Consider the following 14,235-nt stretch of genomic DNA (forward strand, 5'->3'; position numbering starts at 1 on the left):
AAATCTATTTTATTCTTAAACTTGCGTAAAATTCCTTATCTTTTTTAGGCATTTAAATACTTTGTACTACTTTTATCGATTCAACCAAAAATGAACAAAAAAATCTAACTCTCCATGATTAAAAGTAAAATCGACAAGGTTACCAGTTTTGAAAAACGGTTTGAAAAAATCAATACGGTCATCTTCGAATCTTCAGAGGTTGCGTCCAAGGCAGCAGCTGCTGAAATAGGGTTGTTAATTAAGAAAAAACAAAAGGCAAAGGAGATGTGCATTCTTGGACTGGCCACTGGTTCCACGCCAAAAAGGCTGTATGCCGAACTGGTCCGCCTGCACAGGGAAGAAGGTCTTAGTTTTAAAAATGTGATCGCCTTCAATTTGGACGAGTATTATCCTATGGAGCCGGATGCCATACAAAGTTATGTGCGCTTCATGAAAGAATTGCTCTTTAATCATGTGGATATAGAACCTGAAAACTTTCATATTCCGGACGGAACCCTATCCAAAAAGGATATTGCCAATTACTGTAAGGAGTACGAGGCCAAAATAGATGCGTTGGGCGGCATCGATCTACAAATTTTGGGAATTGGCGGCAACGGGCATATAGGTTTTAACGAATCAGGCTCCCTGCCCAATTCCAAAACCAGACTCGTTACCTTGGATCATATTACAAGAGTGGCGGCCAGTAAAGATTTCCAAGGCCTGAACAATACCCCAAAAACAGCGATCACTCTTGGTATAAAGCAAATAATGCAGGCCAAGCAAGTTATCCTCATGGCCTGGGGGGAAGGAAAATCTTCCATCATCAAGGCTTCTGTAGAGGGCCCTATAACAGAGCAGGTGCCGGCGTCCTACTTACAGGACCACCCCAACAGTGTATTTATCCTTGACAAAGGATCTTGCTCAAAACTTACCAGGGTAAATACCCCGTGGATCGTTGAAAAGGTCGATTGGGATGAGAAAATGATCAAGAAAGCCGTTGTTGGACTGGCGCTAAGATTGGAGAAACCGGTATTAATGCTGACAGAGGCCGACTATATTGAAAACGGTATGAGCGATCTGTTGACCGAGGTTGGGGATGCCTACGATATCAACATTAGAATTTTCAACAAACTACAGCACACCATTACCGGTTGGCCAGGAGGAAAGCCCAACGCCGATGATAGCAATAGACCGGAAAGGGCAAATCCGGCCAAAAAACGCGTACTTATTTTTAGTCCGCACCCGGACGATGATATCATTAGTATGGGAGGTACGTTCATGCGCCTGCAAAACCAAGGCCATGAAGTACACGTTGCCTATCAGACTTCCGGAAATATAGCGGTGGCAGATGACGAAGCCCTGCGCTTCTCGGATTTCGTGATCGATTATAACCGTTCCTTTGGTCTGGACAACAAAAAATCCATTGAGATATACCAAAAGGCTACCGAGTTCATCAAGAACAAAAAAACCAGTGAAATAGACATAGAAGAAGTAAGGAACATAAAGGGCCTAATTAGAAGAAGTGAGGCCAGGGCCACGAGTTATTACGTTGGACTTACCGATGAGCAGATACATTTTAACGATCTGCCCTTCTATGAAACCGGTACCATTGAGAAAAATCCTCCAGGAGAGGAAGATATCAAAATCACTATGGATCTAATAGAAAAAATTAAACCGCACCAAATTTATGCAGCGGGCGATTTGGCAGATCCACATGGTACCCATAAGGTGTGTCTGGACATTATTTTTGAGGCCCTAAAACGATTAAAGACCAAATCTTACATGAAGGATTGTTGGTTATGGCTGTACCGTGGAGCATGGCAAGAGTGGGATATAGAGGATATTGAAATGGCCGTACCCATGAGCCCAAGTCAGGTTTTGGCCAAGCGATACGGAATTTTTAAACACCAATCCCAAAAAGACGGAGTGGTGTTCCAAGGGTCGGATTCGCGCGAATTCTGGCAACGAGCAGAAGACAGGAACAAGGAAACGGCAACCAAATACGATGAATTGGGATTGGCACATTACGCTGCCATGGAAGCATTTGTGAGGTACCATTTTTAAGCACCAAGAGATTATAATACAAAAAAGGCTGCCAAATAGGTAGCCTTTTTTATGTCCTTACAGTCCTTTCTATAATTCCAGTTCAAAGTATAGACTACTGGCGTCGTTTTCTTCGGTAACATCTTCTCCTTTCAAGACTTCTCCCGTACTGTTCAACAGTTTTAGATTAAGTTTCCAATACCCCGTCATGGTCAAGGACAATTTACCTTTATAGGATTTGGATGCGGCATCGAAGGTTAAATCTTCATTGTTCGGGGAACTGTGATTGCCCATACCGGGCATTCGTGGATCCAATGTTACCGTATAATCTTCCACAAGCGTAAAGTTCACCATACTTTCCATTTTAAACAGCTGGGCCCGTATATCATTAACGGCAACCTCTGGATACGTTGGCTCAACCATTGCCAGAACATACCTAACATCATCACTTCCCATAAATGTAGCAACGGTTTGTTTACCATTGCTGGGTGCTGTAACGTCTATGGTTTCCGTTACTGAAAATTCCTGTCCCCCTACCTTATAGGTAAAGGTTATGTCCCAAAATTCATCGGCATTGCCAGGCATCTGAAATACAATATAGCCCTTGGCCACGGTGTTGTAACCATCCGAAATACTTAGTTCTGATATGGGACAGGAATGGTTCATACCCATCATATGCATTACGGGCATCCATGTAATTTCCGGATGGGCATAATAATTATTATCGGCATTATTTTTTATACGGATAAAAATTTCGTTGTATCCGGTGGTAAAACCGGTTCTCCCTTCGGAATACAGTTCCAAACTATGGCCGTTGGCCTCAATATTGGTTAACAAATTATATCCGTCCATAGGATTTTCTTCGATTTTTGATGAATCGTCCCCATCGGATGAACAGGATGACAATCCTATGACGGCTATAAATATTATTAGAAAAAAATTTATTGTTTTCATATGATTATTGTTATTAATTAATTGAATAAGAAAGTGTTAAAAAGAAGTTTCGCCCCATTCTTGGGATATTTTTCCAATCGGTATAGGTGGAGTAGTTTTCGTCAAAAATATTCTCTACCCCGAACTTCACGTACATGGAATCGTTGTTAAATTTAAAAGTCTTGCCAAAGGTTAAGGAACAAACCGTATAGGCCTGTGTTTGATCTTCCCCGAATTCGGGGTTGTAATTCATTTGTTTTCCAGCTCCGGTTAACCTTAAAGCAACCGAAAATGACCTATTATCAAATTGAAGACCGGATCGGTAAGAAAATGGACTTATAAAGGGTATGTTGATACCATTGTTGTCGGTACCACGATGATAGGAGATCAATCCGGACCATTTCAGTTCCGGTAGAATGGCGTACTCTATATCCAAGGAAGAGTTGAGCAAATTGGCATACTCCAGGTTCTTGTAGATCTTTACTCCCTCTGCCCCTATGGTCATTACACTAAGGGAAGGATCAATTTCCCCAATGATATAATCGGCGATATGGAAAAAATTGGCCTCGGCACTTAGTTTTAGCTTGGATTTTTCCCAAGAGATCTTGGTATTGGCCTCCATAGATTTTTCGGTGGCAAGGCCTGGATCTCCAATATAGTCATGGTTATCAAAACTGTTGAACAAATAAAACCCATAGCCTTCGGTAACGGAAGGTGCCCTATCCCCGTAGGAAAGTCCAGCATTAAAATGCCATGGCATCCACATTTTGTGCCATTGCCCAGAAATACTTTTTAGGAACCTTGTTTTGGATTTCTCCATCTCCGGGTAAAAAATCCTTAGACTGTTCAATCCAAACTCGTCCGCCACATTTTGATTCTGAACGGTCATCCTGGTCGCGATTTTAAGAAAACTGCCATTTAGATCCAGCTCATCTTCCGCATAGACCCCGCCATTGGCGGTGCGAACATCGGGCCAAGTAAGCATAAACATGGGCAACTCGTCCGGGTCATTGGGATACATGGTCATTTCTGCCAAGGATATATTGTAATACCCGTCTACCTTAAATAAAAATTGATGTTTTTTGGCCTGTAATACTGCTTGTGAATAAAAGCCATAGGTATTGCTCCAACCGGGCATATCCATATGGATAGGTACATCTGGCCGTTTAGTATCGTCCATGACATGGGTTACCTTATTAAAATATAGCTTGGATTTCCAATTGCTTAAACTGCCACATAGAGCATCCTGCTCAAAACCCACCGATGCAATGATGGCCCTTGCCAAGGAAACGTCCATAGTCAATGCAGGATAACCTACATCCCTTGCCTCATCGTAAATAAGACTTGCTGTCAGTGCTTGATCTTCAGCAATTTTATAGCCCCCATTGGCGGAGAAATTATATTTCTCAAATTGGGAGAACTCAACTTCTTCATCGCCCCCAGCAAAATAATTCTCTGCCTTGCGATAAATAATATCCGTATCCACGTAGAAATTGGAATTGGAATAATTAAGTTCGGCCCCAACAACACTCATTTGGTTGTTGCTCTCAAAACCCGTTTCCACTCCCCCATATAGTCCCGTTTCCTTAAAATTACCCCTGTCCAGCTCCAAATTAATGGCCCCACCAATGGTGTTTCCGTGTTCGGTGCCCTGCTGGCCCGAAGCAATATGCGCCTGTGATAAATTGGACACATCCACATAGGAAGTTACAGGGTCCATCTTGTCCGTACAGGCACCAAAAATCCTCATTCCATCTATAGTTACCGAAAGTCGTTCCGAAAACATATTGTTCAAAGTAGGTTCCCAGGCATAGGCGCCCCGTTTCACCATATCCACCTTTTTGGAGGATTCCAGATACTCGTCCAAAGTAGAAAGGGGCTTAGGCTGGTGGTGGTAATCCAAAGTCTTCCGGGCCGAAATAAGAATTACTTCGTCCAAGTTTATGGTTATGATCGAATCCTTTGGCAAGACCAGTTCCTGTGCATTACTGCCGATGGGAAAAATAAATATTCCCAATATAAACATCCACCAGTTTATAGGTCTACTAGCTGCCATAAGTATTGCGCATACCTTTTGGACACACTTAATAATGTTCATTTGATATATTTAGATAATACAATTCCTTTAAGACGTCATGGCTTAGCAAAAAGGACTTGGCTTTCCATTGACGATAACTGAATTATCCCAGTTCTGGTGGCTGTGCAATATCTGTGGTATAAAGACCGGGGATCAAAGTTTGGATTCCCTTATAATTATTTTGAACGGTACCATCGTATTCATTGGTCGACCCAAGAACTGGTAATAGGTAGAATGAAGAAATGTACTGAATTTCCAAATTGGAACGTTTACCCTCAAAAGGATTTTTGTCGCTTCCCTCCGATTCTTTGGCCAATTGTTTGGCCAAATAACATTTCCCATCGCAATGGAGGGAAGGAGTATCCCTATTTTCGCAAAGGTTCTCTACGATATAGTCATAATTTATAGCATATTCAGCTATAGGCCAAAGTGGCTTTATCAGCATGATTATTGCAACAAATAGAACTACATGTTTCATCATTTATTTCTTATTGGGAACAAATATAATACCGAATCAAAATATAAAAAGATGATATTTGTCATGAACGTTAAATTGTTATGGCTATAGCTAAACTCTAAAAAATATTTTTAACGGTTAGGATCATTTTATTTAGGATAATTTTGTCCGAAATAAAAATATGTATTATCTTTGTAAAGATTTTAATAATGAATCAATATGTTTTCAAAGGCCTGCGAGTACGGAATTAAAGCTACCATATATATAGCCGTAAAATCTATGAGACAAGAGCGCGTAAGCCTTAAAGAGATAGCGGAAGAGGTAAATTCCCCTGTGGCATTTACCGCAAAAATATTGCAGTCCCTGGCCAAAAGCGGAATTATAGATTCCCATAAGGGCCCAACAGGTGGATTCCAGATCGAAGAAGCTAAAATAGACACTATTAAATTGCACGATATAGTGCACGCCATAGACGGTGATAAAATATTCGTGGGCTGTGGTCTGGGCCTGGAACAATGTGATGCCAATCAACCCTGTCCCGTTCATGATAAATTTGTGGGTATCAGGAACAATCTAAAGGTAATGTTGCAAAACACAAGCCTTTATGAATTGGCCACAGGACTTGATATTGGTCTGACCCACTTAAAAAGATAAAATTTTAAATTAATAAAAGATAAAAAGGTATTAAACTATTAAATAAGATGGATCTCGAACAAACCATGTTATCCATAATATCATCAAATCCATAGCAATCCATGTTAAACGTCATCAACAAGTTAACAGAAAAATACCAAGCCCTTGGGGAAAATCCCGACACCTACTTGGAGGGCCTACTTCACGCAAAGCCCATCACTTATTGGGATTATATTGAAGTAGAGACCTTGCTTTCCCTGCAAAGACCTCGGACCAATTTTAAGGATGAGTCCATTTTTATCATGTACCACCAGGTAACCGAACTGTACCTGAAAATGATGCTGCATGAATTAGGGCAGATAGTGGATGAAAAAATACCTACCACCAGTTTTCTTATTAATAAAGTGGACCGACTTGTACATTACACCTCCATGCTGATCAGTTCATTTGATATTATGAAGGTAGGAATGGACTATGAGGATTACAATACCTTTCGAAAAACCTTAACCCCTGCCAGCGGCTTTCAATCCGCTCAATTCCGTTTTATAGAATTACATTGTACCTCCCTGCTAAACTTATTTAGCCATAGATTTAAAGAAGAACGCTCCAACGATCCGGATTTAAGGGAATGCTTTGAACATATATATTGGAAAGATGCCGGAACGGAACCCAAAACCGGCAGAAAAACTTTGACCCTTCAACTTTTTGAGGAAAAATACCTCTCTGCCTTGATGGAAACAGCCAAAAATGTAATGGGCCGTACCCTGGAAGACAAGTTAGGCCTACTGCCCTATATCCCGGATGCACTTAGGAACCGACTTCGCACCTTCGACAGGCTATACAACATTGAATGGCCCATGGTCCATTTAAGCACTGCCGAACACTATTTGGACAAAAAAGGGGAAAATAAACAGGCCACTGGGGGTTCGGATTGGAAAAAATACCTCCATCCAAAATATCAGCAACGCAAATTCTTTCCAAGTTTATGGACGGAAAGCGAAAAACAAAATTGGGGAAACAATCATAAAAACGAACATTATGGAAGTATTGAACAGACCACAATTGACACACCTACAAGTAGGTGAAAACCTAAAAATATTACAAATTGAGGCCTTGGCCAATAAGGGGATGCCAGAACACAACAGTTCCCATGAAGCGGTAATTGTTGTCCAAGAAGGTGAAGCCATACTCAAAACCAAGGATGTTACATATGTTTTAAAGAAAGGCACCACTATGGTGGTCCCGGCGGGCTTGAAGCATAGCCTTAGCGCAATAAAGGATTTTAAAGCCGTTGCCATCATGGCAACGGATTCAATTATAAATTTTAAAAATTAATACCCATGGAAAATTTAATGACCAAGAATATTGGCGAAATAGTGGCAGAAAACTATCGTACGGCACAAGTATTCAAAAATCATAAAATAGATTTTTGTTGTAAGGGAAACCGGAGTATTGTAGAAGTAGCCGAAAAAAGTCAGCTGGATGCCAATCTCCTTTTAAAAGAAATTGAAACGGTACAGCATCAAACCAATGATGACAACATTGATTTTAAAACATGGCCCTTGGACCTATTGGCAGATTATATAGAGAAAAAGCATCATAGGTATGTTGAGGCACAAATACCTGTTCTAAATCAGTATCTGGCCAAACTATGCCGGGTCCATGGCGACCGGCACCCCGAGCTTTATGAAATTATGGAGCATTTCAATAAATGCGCAGGTGAACTGGCCATGCACATGAAAAAAGAGGAACTCATCGTCTTCCCCGCCGTACGTAAAATGATTCAGAGCAAACAATACGGTAAAACCATGGAAAGACAACATTTTGGCACTATTCAAAACCCCATCCAAATGATGATGCAGGAACATGAGAACGAAGGGGACCGATTTAGACTGATAGAGGAGTTGAGCAATAACTATAATCCACCTGCCGATGCCTGCAATACCTACAAGGTTACGTTTTCCCTACTACAAGAGTTTGAAGAGGATCTACATAGGCATATTCATTTGGAGAATAACATTCTCTTTCCAAAAGCAATAGCTCTGGAGAAGGAATTAAGTGCATGATGGTTACCTGAACAACCTATAAACCTTTTTCCAAACGACCAATTTTGTAAGCAATAAGGTGCGGCACAATACTTTAAAAAGTCTCCCCCCGCCGTGCCTCATTGGATTACGAAGCACTTAACTATAAAATTTTAAAACACAAATGGAATGACCATTTAAAATTGGATTTAACCATACAAAAACAAGTTAAAATGACAGTGACACCTATAAAAAGACATAAGGCCATACAACCTTTGAGCCGGGAACACCATCAAGGTTTATTGCTATCATGGAAAATTAGGACCGGTCTCTCCAAAGGAGTATCTACAGATCGGATAAAGACCTACGCAGATTGGTTTTACAGAACTTATTTGACCCCACATTTCGAAGAGGAGGAAAAACACCTCTTTCCCATTCTCGGAAACGATAACGTCTTGGTAAAAAAGGCCATTGCACAACACCGGAGACTAGAACGCCTTTTTAAGAGCACTTCCGAATTGGAAAAATCCCTAAACCATATAGAGGAAGAATTGGAACAACATATCCGATTTGAGGAAAGGATACTGTTCAATGAAATTCAAAAAGTGGCCAACGAACAACAATTGCAATCCATTTTGGAACATCACAAGGAAACCAAATTTTTGGAAAGTACTACGGATTGGTTTTGGGAGTAATACTAAAATACGATGACTATGAGACTTTACGATCAGCTATTGAACGAATTTAAAAGGGAACAAACAGGATATTCCACCATTGCCATTATTGGCCAAAGTTGTATTGGATCTATTGCCGCCATGCTGGTCCTAATGAACCATATGCCTACAGCAATCAAGTTGACCTTGCTTTTTCTGGTGACTATTTTATGCATGGCCTACAACGGCGCCGTTTTGGCCAGATTAACTGCCAAAACTACTTTTAACCTATTAGTTTTAAGCGTCCTTTTCAGTATCTTGACCATTGTAGGGATTCTTATTTAGAAATAAATGAAGCCGGAACCCTACACTTTTACTTATATAGACGAATTTGGGGATACCAATTCCGCCATTTGTACGCAAAACGAATACCATAACCTCATGGAGCTTCTTTTTGACAAATACTCGCAGGAATGGGGAGATTGTAAGGGTAGGGCCTGGTGTGGAACATGTCATATACAAATTCTTGAAGGCTCTTTAGGGTCAAAAATGCAGCGCGATGAAAAACATACCTTGTCCCAACTGGACGATGCCTCCCCCCAAAGCAGATTGGCATGCCAAATTCCCATCAATGCCGAACTACATAATTTAGTTTTCAAAATAATAAACGAAAATGATTTTGGATTAAAATAGGCCGGTTACAGGAAAGCAAAAAATGTTAGGGACGGCAAAGGCAGGGGCTTTTGAAACGGAATGGAATTCCTTGGCGGGGACTGAGCAATAACTGGGCAGTAAGCAGTAAGCAGTAATCAGTAAGCAAAAAACGGATTTCTATGCCCACTGCCTTTTGCCAACTGTGGACTGCCAAAGTTTTTGGAAACTAATCCCGATGAGCATAGGGAGCAGGGTTCTAATAAACCGTAAACAACAAAGTTGAAATAAATTATAACCTGCATGTGTGGGTTTGCACGATTGCCAATACCCTTATTGCATGGCCAATTAGTATAAAATTAAATTCAACGGACTACCTTTCCGGTATTCCCTGAGCAAACGGATTAAACTTATGTTGATAAAATCGGAAATTAAGGAAAGAAAGGATGTGAACCTATTGGTGATTCGTTTTTATGCCAAGATCAGGGAGCACCAAATATTGGGGCCCATTTTTAATGGCATAATAAAAGACTGGGACAGTCACTTGGAGCTATTGACCGATTTTTGGGAGAGTCAATTACTCTTAAAACGAAAATATATAGGCAACCCCATTACCGTTCACCAGGAGGTGGACAAGAAAATGAACCATAGTATTACCCCGGAACATTTTGGACTTTGGCTAAACGAATGGTTTGCCACAATAGATGAGCTTTTTGAAGGGGAAGTGGCCTGGATTGCAAAAAATAGGGCCCAGAAAATGTCCACTATGTTATATATGAACATTTACCAACACAGGCAAAAAGGCCATTAGACCCTTCGCTTTGCACTTTTGCCCATGGATTGTCTAAGCATCACTAGTATAGCGATAGGAATCAAAATACTGCCAAGGGCCAGGTATTTGGAATAATCTTCGAACAAGGGCCATCCCAACCATGCGGCCATCCCTCTAAAGAAAATAAGGGCTTCCGTGAGCAGAAAACCGATCAAATACAGGGTTATGGCCATTTTGGACAGTTTCATCAATCCAAAAAATTGGAGAAAGAAAAATAACCCTAGGCTAATGACCCCCAAAAAGGTCCAATGTAAATAGCCAATAGTAAAATCCAAAACCGTAGCTGCCAAGTTTGCAAAGAAGGGCCAGGCGGTGAGCCATTGCAAAATCATTTTAATTAGTAAAAGTAAAGCCACCAATTTCAAAATATTGAACTGAGGCCGGGACAGTCCAGATTTCAATGCAGCCTTATTTTCCAGGAATATCCTTATCAGAATCCCAAAGCCCATCAATTGCAATAAAGCCCCCAGGCCTCCCAAAAAATAGTATATGGGTTCTGGAGCCGTCCACAGGGTCGACAGAAAAAAACTCAGAATAATTCCCAGGACCGTAGTCCGAAAAAAATAACTAAATATCTTGTCGGAAACATTGGCTCCAAGTTGTTCCAACAGGTAAAAAAAGAGTCCCAACAGTGCCAAAATCATCCAACCGTTATACTGAAAATGCAAATAGAAATAGATTGCCAACCGGTACCATATGGATTCAGGTCCCAAAACCGTCATTATGGCCCCTAAAGCCCAAGGACCTATACTGGAGCCTATCATGAACCAGAGGGCATATTTTAAACAGCTATAGGCCTTTGTACCTTTGAAGGATTGCGGCGCGTATTTTAAAAAAAAAGCGGAAAACCAATAGGAGGCCAACAGGAAAAGAGTGGAAAATAGAATGGAAAACAAGGCATACCCCTGAAAGGGAAAGGATAACAACATGCCTATTAAACAGATTTGGGTAAACCAAAAAATTTGACGATACTTCCTCTCCACCGCCTGCTTGTCCAAAAAAAGATGGTACAACAAAGTGGTCAACGCAATGTACACCCAGCCCAAAAGGGCTATATGGGAATGGGTATGCACAAAAAACCGGTAATTGATGGGTATTGGGGCAATTACAAAAGTCCGCAATACAACACCAAGCAGGGCGGCCAATAAAAAATAGCCCAAGGATACTTTAATATGGGATTTGGTAACTATCACGCAATGATATGTAATTCAGCTAAAGGTACTATTAAAAATCCTTTCTTTTGGAAACATAGCCTAAACGCCAAATGGGGATGATGGTCCAAAGGAACAGCATAAAAATGGACATAAACAGTCCCAAATTAGTCCCAAAAAACTGCTTAAAAATAGCGCCTGTATACCCCAAAAGAGCCGAAATATCCAGTTTTAACAAAATTAAGGTCCTGGAAAGGTCTATGGGATTAAACATCGTGGCGATCAAGGAAAGGTTATCCAAGGGGTAATCCTCAAAAACGATCAATGACATTAGAAATAATCCGTCATAAATTACTGCCAAAAACAACCAGGCCAGGACGGCATATCCAAAACCTTTTATCTTATTCTCGTTGGCCAAGGCTATATTAAAGGCAACAGCAGTAAAGATCAGCGTTAAAAATGCTCCCGTTATCAATAATAGTGAAAAATCCCATATGGCATTACTTTGGAACAATCCATATAAGATAAAGGGAATGCCCAGGCCCAATACCAAGCTAACCGTCAACGAACCGGCAACTCCGAAATATTGGCCCAAAAAAATGGACGATCTTTTAATGGGCTGTGCCAAAAGTAGTTCTGTAAATTCCTTGGAATTGTAGTAATACATTACACCAAAAATAATCCCGATCAAGGGTACCAGAACAATAATAACGTTCATTAAGGTAATAACGGCCTTGGAGAGCTCATTGTTCAAAAACAACAATACAAAGCCCAACAACAGATAGAACAGAAAATAAACGTAACTCCAACGGCTACGCATTAGATCGTAGAAACTATACTTTAATATCTTAATCATGATTGTTGTGGGTTGATATAGCCGCAATGGCATGTTCAAAATTGCTTTGTCCGGTTTTGGTCTTTAATTCCTCAATACTGCCCTTAAAGTAAATTTTACCTTCAAGTAGGTAGACGATCTGGTCGGAAACCTCTTCTACAAACTGCATAATATGGGAGGTTATCAAAAAGGTCTTCCCTTTTGCCTTTTCTTCAAAAATAAGTTCCTTTAGACGGATCAGCGCCAAGGGATCCAGACCATTGGTGGGTTCGTCCAAAATTATCAAGGGACTGTTGAACATAAAGGCCAGTACAATATTTACCTTTTGCTTGGTTCCCCCGGAAAGGTTGCTCAATTTTTTATCTAAAAAAGACTCCAATCCAAATAGGCCTATCAACTTAAGTTCGTCGCTCGGTTTTTGCCTAATATCCTTTATCATGGCTATTAATTCCTTGACCTTGAGGTTTCCCGGGAAATTGGCAATTTGGGGAAGGTAATTTATGTCTTGGCGATACTTCCATTTATCTCGAACAGATGAATCCATTACGGATATGGTTCCTTTATTGGGAAGTACCATCCCCAGCACTGTTTTTATCAAAGTTGTTTTACCGGAACCATTGGGTCCCAGGACAGCAAAAATTCCGCCTTGGTCAATATGGAGTTCCAACTCGGCCAATACCACATTTTTACCAAACTTCTTATGTAGGTTTTCAACCTGTATCATTTAATTTTTTTCATTAAGGGTTTTGCATCAACTAATTCGTCCAGGGTAAAAACTGGGGACACTTTTTCTGAAAAATCGATAATGTCCATAAATAGACTGCGTAACAGAATAATAGTTTCGGGGGTTCTGTTTACGATATAGGAAAATAATTTTACCGGTCTGTAGGGGATATCGCCAGTGCCGTTCCTATCCAGATCGTAACCTGTATAGCCACTCCAATAATTTTCCTCAAAAATATTGTCGTTCAAATTGCTGTTGTAGGCCAGATCAAAGGAATTGTACATAAAATTATTATGGATAAAAGTATTGGTATAACAGGCTCCACGAACCTTTATGGCCCATCCATTTCTAATAAAATTATTTTTTGAATAAATTATCCGATTGGAGCCTTCAATACTGATACCCACAGTATTATCTTCAAAGGTATTGCCCGTAAGCTCCGCATCATTGATCTCTTTCAACAACACCCCAAAGGAAGTGGTGCCCCAATTTTTTTTAAAGGTATTGCCCAGCATTTTTATCCTTTTGGAAAACATGACCGCTACCCCTGCCCCATTATTCTCAAAGGTATTGTCCTTATAAATGTCATCATTGGAGAACATAAAGTGCAGCCCGTAGCGAAGGTTGTCCGAACTAATATTGTTCTCTATGGTAATATTGTCCGAGAATTCCAAGTAGATACCATCCCTTACATGTTGAACAATATTGCGCTCCACAACTATATTCTGTGAGTACCATAATTGAATGCCGTTCCCCGAATTGTATTCATCCACGGCATCGCCTATGATTTTATTGTGGTAGACCTTTCCGTTCTTGCTTTTCTCCAAATAGATTCCAAAAAACAGCTTTTCCAGCACTACGTTCTGTATTAAAAAGTTTTCGCTCTGCACCACCCTGATAGCGGCATAATCGGCCGTATAACTAGTGCCCACGTTTATGATGAAAAGACCGTCTATAGTAACATTGTTCGAAACTATGGTCATGATCTCCCCCTTATCTTCGCCATCGATCACGGGATAGTTCTCCCCAATAATGGTCAAGGGTTTGGTTACTTGAATATTAAATTCCCTATAGGTTCCTTTTTTGATCAAGATTGTGTCAAAATCGGCTGCCACGGCTATCCCCTTCTTGATGGATTTCACCTCACAGGAATTACAGACCGTGATGGTCCCTGCCCATAAATGATTCCCAAAAAGACATATTAAAAACCAGAAAATTATTTTTATCCTGCCCATTTTCTTAA

At 40.5% G+C, this 14,235-nt stretch carries 16 protein-coding genes; 9 read left to right on the forward strand and 7 right to left on the reverse strand.

Features of this window, described 5'->3' with window-relative positions; genetic code table 11:
- Positions 1–114: 114 nt before the first annotated feature.
- Positions 115–2,043, forward strand: coding sequence for a glucosamine-6-phosphate deaminase (gene nagB, locus D0S24_RS11700; protein WP_117020049.1), 1,929 nt, complete (start codon positions 115–117; stop codon positions 2,041–2,043).
- A 69-nt stretch (positions 2,044–2,112) separates the two neighbouring features.
- On the opposite strand, the gene D0S24_RS11705 is transcribed toward nagB, so the two are convergent.
- The 3 genes from D0S24_RS11705 to D0S24_RS11715 form a co-directional block, all read right to left on the reverse strand.
- Positions 2,113–2,976 carry a hypothetical protein gene (locus D0S24_RS11705; protein WP_117020050.1) on the reverse strand — a complete coding sequence of 288 codons (864 nt, stop codon included), beginning with the start codon at positions 2,974–2,976 and terminating at the stop codon, positions 2,113–2,115.
- Positions 2,977–2,989: 13 nt separating this feature from the next.
- Positions 2,990–5,053 (reverse strand): TonB-dependent receptor, encoded by a 2,064-nt coding sequence (locus tag D0S24_RS11710; protein ID WP_251795779.1) that lies wholly within the window; start codon positions 5,051–5,053, stop codon positions 2,990–2,992.
- An 82-nt stretch (positions 5,054–5,135) separates the two neighbouring features.
- Positions 5,136–5,513, reverse strand: a complete 378-nt coding sequence (locus D0S24_RS11715; RefSeq protein ID WP_117020051.1) for a hypothetical protein — start codon at positions 5,511–5,513, stop codon at positions 5,136–5,138.
- Between the two features lie 195 nt (positions 5,514–5,708).
- Between D0S24_RS11715 and D0S24_RS11720 the strand changes: the two genes are divergently transcribed.
- From D0S24_RS11720 to D0S24_RS11755, 8 genes are all read left to right on the forward strand, one after another.
- Positions 5,709–6,143 carry an Rrf2 family transcriptional regulator gene (locus tag D0S24_RS11720; protein WP_117020052.1) on the forward strand — a complete coding sequence of 145 codons (435 nt, stop codon included), beginning with the start codon at positions 5,709–5,711 and terminating at the stop codon, positions 6,141–6,143.
- A gap of 101 nt (positions 6,144–6,244) precedes the next feature.
- Positions 6,245–7,207 (forward strand): tryptophan 2,3-dioxygenase family protein, encoded by a 963-nt coding sequence (locus D0S24_RS11725; protein ID WP_117020053.1) that lies wholly within the window; start codon positions 6,245–6,247, stop codon positions 7,205–7,207.
- A complete protein-coding gene (locus D0S24_RS11730; RefSeq protein ID WP_117020054.1) occupies positions 7,161–7,457 on the forward strand; it encodes a cupin domain-containing protein in 297 nt (98 codons plus the stop codon). Before D0S24_RS11725 ends, D0S24_RS11730 begins: the two co-directional genes overlap by 47 nt.
- 5 nt (positions 7,458–7,462) lie before the next feature.
- Complete coding sequence (gene ric, locus D0S24_RS11735; RefSeq protein ID WP_117020055.1) at positions 7,463–8,188, forward strand: iron-sulfur cluster repair di-iron protein; 726 nt, start codon at positions 7,463–7,465, stop codon at positions 8,186–8,188.
- Between the two features lie 191 nt (positions 8,189–8,379).
- Positions 8,380–8,841, forward strand: a complete 462-nt coding sequence (locus D0S24_RS11740) for a hemerythrin domain-containing protein (RefSeq protein ID WP_117020246.1) — start codon at positions 8,380–8,382, stop codon at positions 8,839–8,841.
- Positions 8,842–8,859: 18 nt separating this feature from the next.
- The gene (locus D0S24_RS11745; RefSeq protein ID WP_117020056.1) at positions 8,860–9,144 is read left to right on the forward strand and encodes a hypothetical protein; all 285 of its coding nucleotides are present in this window, start codon (positions 8,860–8,862) and stop codon (positions 9,142–9,144) included.
- A gap of 6 nt (positions 9,145–9,150) precedes the next feature.
- Positions 9,151–9,492 carry a 2Fe-2S iron-sulfur cluster-binding protein gene (locus D0S24_RS11750; RefSeq protein WP_117020057.1) on the forward strand — a complete coding sequence of 114 codons (342 nt, stop codon included), beginning with the start codon at positions 9,151–9,153 and terminating at the stop codon, positions 9,490–9,492.
- A 370-nt stretch (positions 9,493–9,862) separates the two neighbouring features.
- Complete coding sequence (locus tag D0S24_RS11755; RefSeq protein ID WP_117020058.1) at positions 9,863–10,261, forward strand: group III truncated hemoglobin; 399 nt, start codon at positions 9,863–9,865, stop codon at positions 10,259–10,261.
- Here D0S24_RS11755 and D0S24_RS11760 read toward each other — a convergent pair.
- Genes D0S24_RS11760 through D0S24_RS11775 form a run of 4 tightly spaced genes read right to left on the reverse strand, consistent with a single transcriptional unit; the run spans position 10,258 to position 14,227 of the window.
- A complete protein-coding gene (locus tag D0S24_RS11760) occupies positions 10,258–11,475 on the reverse strand; it encodes a hypothetical protein (protein WP_117020059.1) in 1,218 nt (405 codons plus the stop codon). The two genes, D0S24_RS11755 and D0S24_RS11760, sit on opposite strands and share 4 nt — an antisense overlap.
- Positions 11,476–11,506: 31 nt before the next feature.
- A complete protein-coding gene (locus tag D0S24_RS11765) occupies positions 11,507–12,289 on the reverse strand; it encodes an ABC transporter permease (RefSeq protein ID WP_117020060.1) in 783 nt (260 codons plus the stop codon).
- Positions 12,282–12,992 (reverse strand): ABC transporter ATP-binding protein, encoded by a 711-nt coding sequence (locus D0S24_RS11770; RefSeq protein ID WP_117020061.1) that lies wholly within the window; start codon positions 12,990–12,992, stop codon positions 12,282–12,284. Before D0S24_RS11770 ends, D0S24_RS11765 begins: the two co-directional genes overlap by 8 nt.
- Positions 12,989–14,227 (reverse strand): nitrous oxide reductase family maturation protein NosD, encoded by a 1,239-nt coding sequence (locus D0S24_RS11775; RefSeq protein WP_117020062.1) that lies wholly within the window; start codon positions 14,225–14,227, stop codon positions 12,989–12,991. The genes D0S24_RS11770 and D0S24_RS11775 overlap by 4 nt, the downstream gene beginning before the upstream one ends.
- Between the last annotated feature and the right edge of the window lie 8 nt (positions 14,228–14,235).

It is taken from the genome of Arenibacter sp. P308M17, assembly GCF_003426735.1.
Lineage (GTDB): Bacteria > Bacteroidota > Bacteroidia > Flavobacteriales > Flavobacteriaceae > Arenibacter.

Bases quoted from the DNA above. Each gene is read 5' to 3' on its own strand.
- nagB (WP_117020049.1), top strand. From the start codon at position 115: ATGATTAAAAGTAAAATCGACAAGGTTACCAGTTTTGAAAAACGGTTT.
- D0S24_RS11705 (WP_117020050.1), bottom strand. From the start codon at position 2,976: ATGAAAACAATAAATTTTTTTCTAATAATATTTATAGCCGTCATAGGA.
- D0S24_RS11710 (WP_251795779.1), bottom strand. From the start codon at position 5,053: ATGAACATTATTAAGTGTGTCCAAAAGGTATGCGCAATACTTATGGCA.
- D0S24_RS11715 (WP_117020051.1), bottom strand. From the start codon at position 5,513: ATGATGAAACATGTAGTTCTATTTGTTGCAATAATCATGCTGATAAAG.
- D0S24_RS11720 (WP_117020052.1), top strand. From the start codon at position 5,709: ATGTTTTCAAAGGCCTGCGAGTACGGAATTAAAGCTACCATATATATA.
- D0S24_RS11725 (WP_117020053.1), top strand. From the start codon at position 6,245: ATGTTAAACGTCATCAACAAGTTAACAGAAAAATACCAAGCCCTTGGG.
- D0S24_RS11730 (WP_117020054.1), top strand. From the start codon at position 7,161: ATGGAAGTATTGAACAGACCACAATTGACACACCTACAAGTAGGTGAA.
- ric (WP_117020055.1), top strand. From the start codon at position 7,463: ATGGAAAATTTAATGACCAAGAATATTGGCGAAATAGTGGCAGAAAAC.
- D0S24_RS11740 (WP_117020246.1), top strand. From the start codon at position 8,380: ATGACAGTGACACCTATAAAAAGACATAAGGCCATACAACCTTTGAGC.
- D0S24_RS11745 (WP_117020056.1), top strand. From the start codon at position 8,860: ATGAGACTTTACGATCAGCTATTGAACGAATTTAAAAGGGAACAAACA.
- D0S24_RS11750 (WP_117020057.1), top strand. From the start codon at position 9,151: ATGAAGCCGGAACCCTACACTTTTACTTATATAGACGAATTTGGGGAT.
- D0S24_RS11755 (WP_117020058.1), top strand. From the start codon at position 9,863: ATGTTGATAAAATCGGAAATTAAGGAAAGAAAGGATGTGAACCTATTG.
- D0S24_RS11765 (WP_117020060.1), bottom strand. From the start codon at position 12,289: ATGATTAAGATATTAAAGTATAGTTTCTACGATCTAATGCGTAGCCGT.
- D0S24_RS11770 (WP_117020061.1), bottom strand. From the start codon at position 12,992: ATGATACAGGTTGAAAACCTACATAAGAAGTTTGGTAAAAATGTGGTA.
- D0S24_RS11775 (WP_117020062.1), bottom strand. From the start codon at position 14,227: ATGGGCAGGATAAAAATAATTTTCTGGTTTTTAATATGTCTTTTTGGG.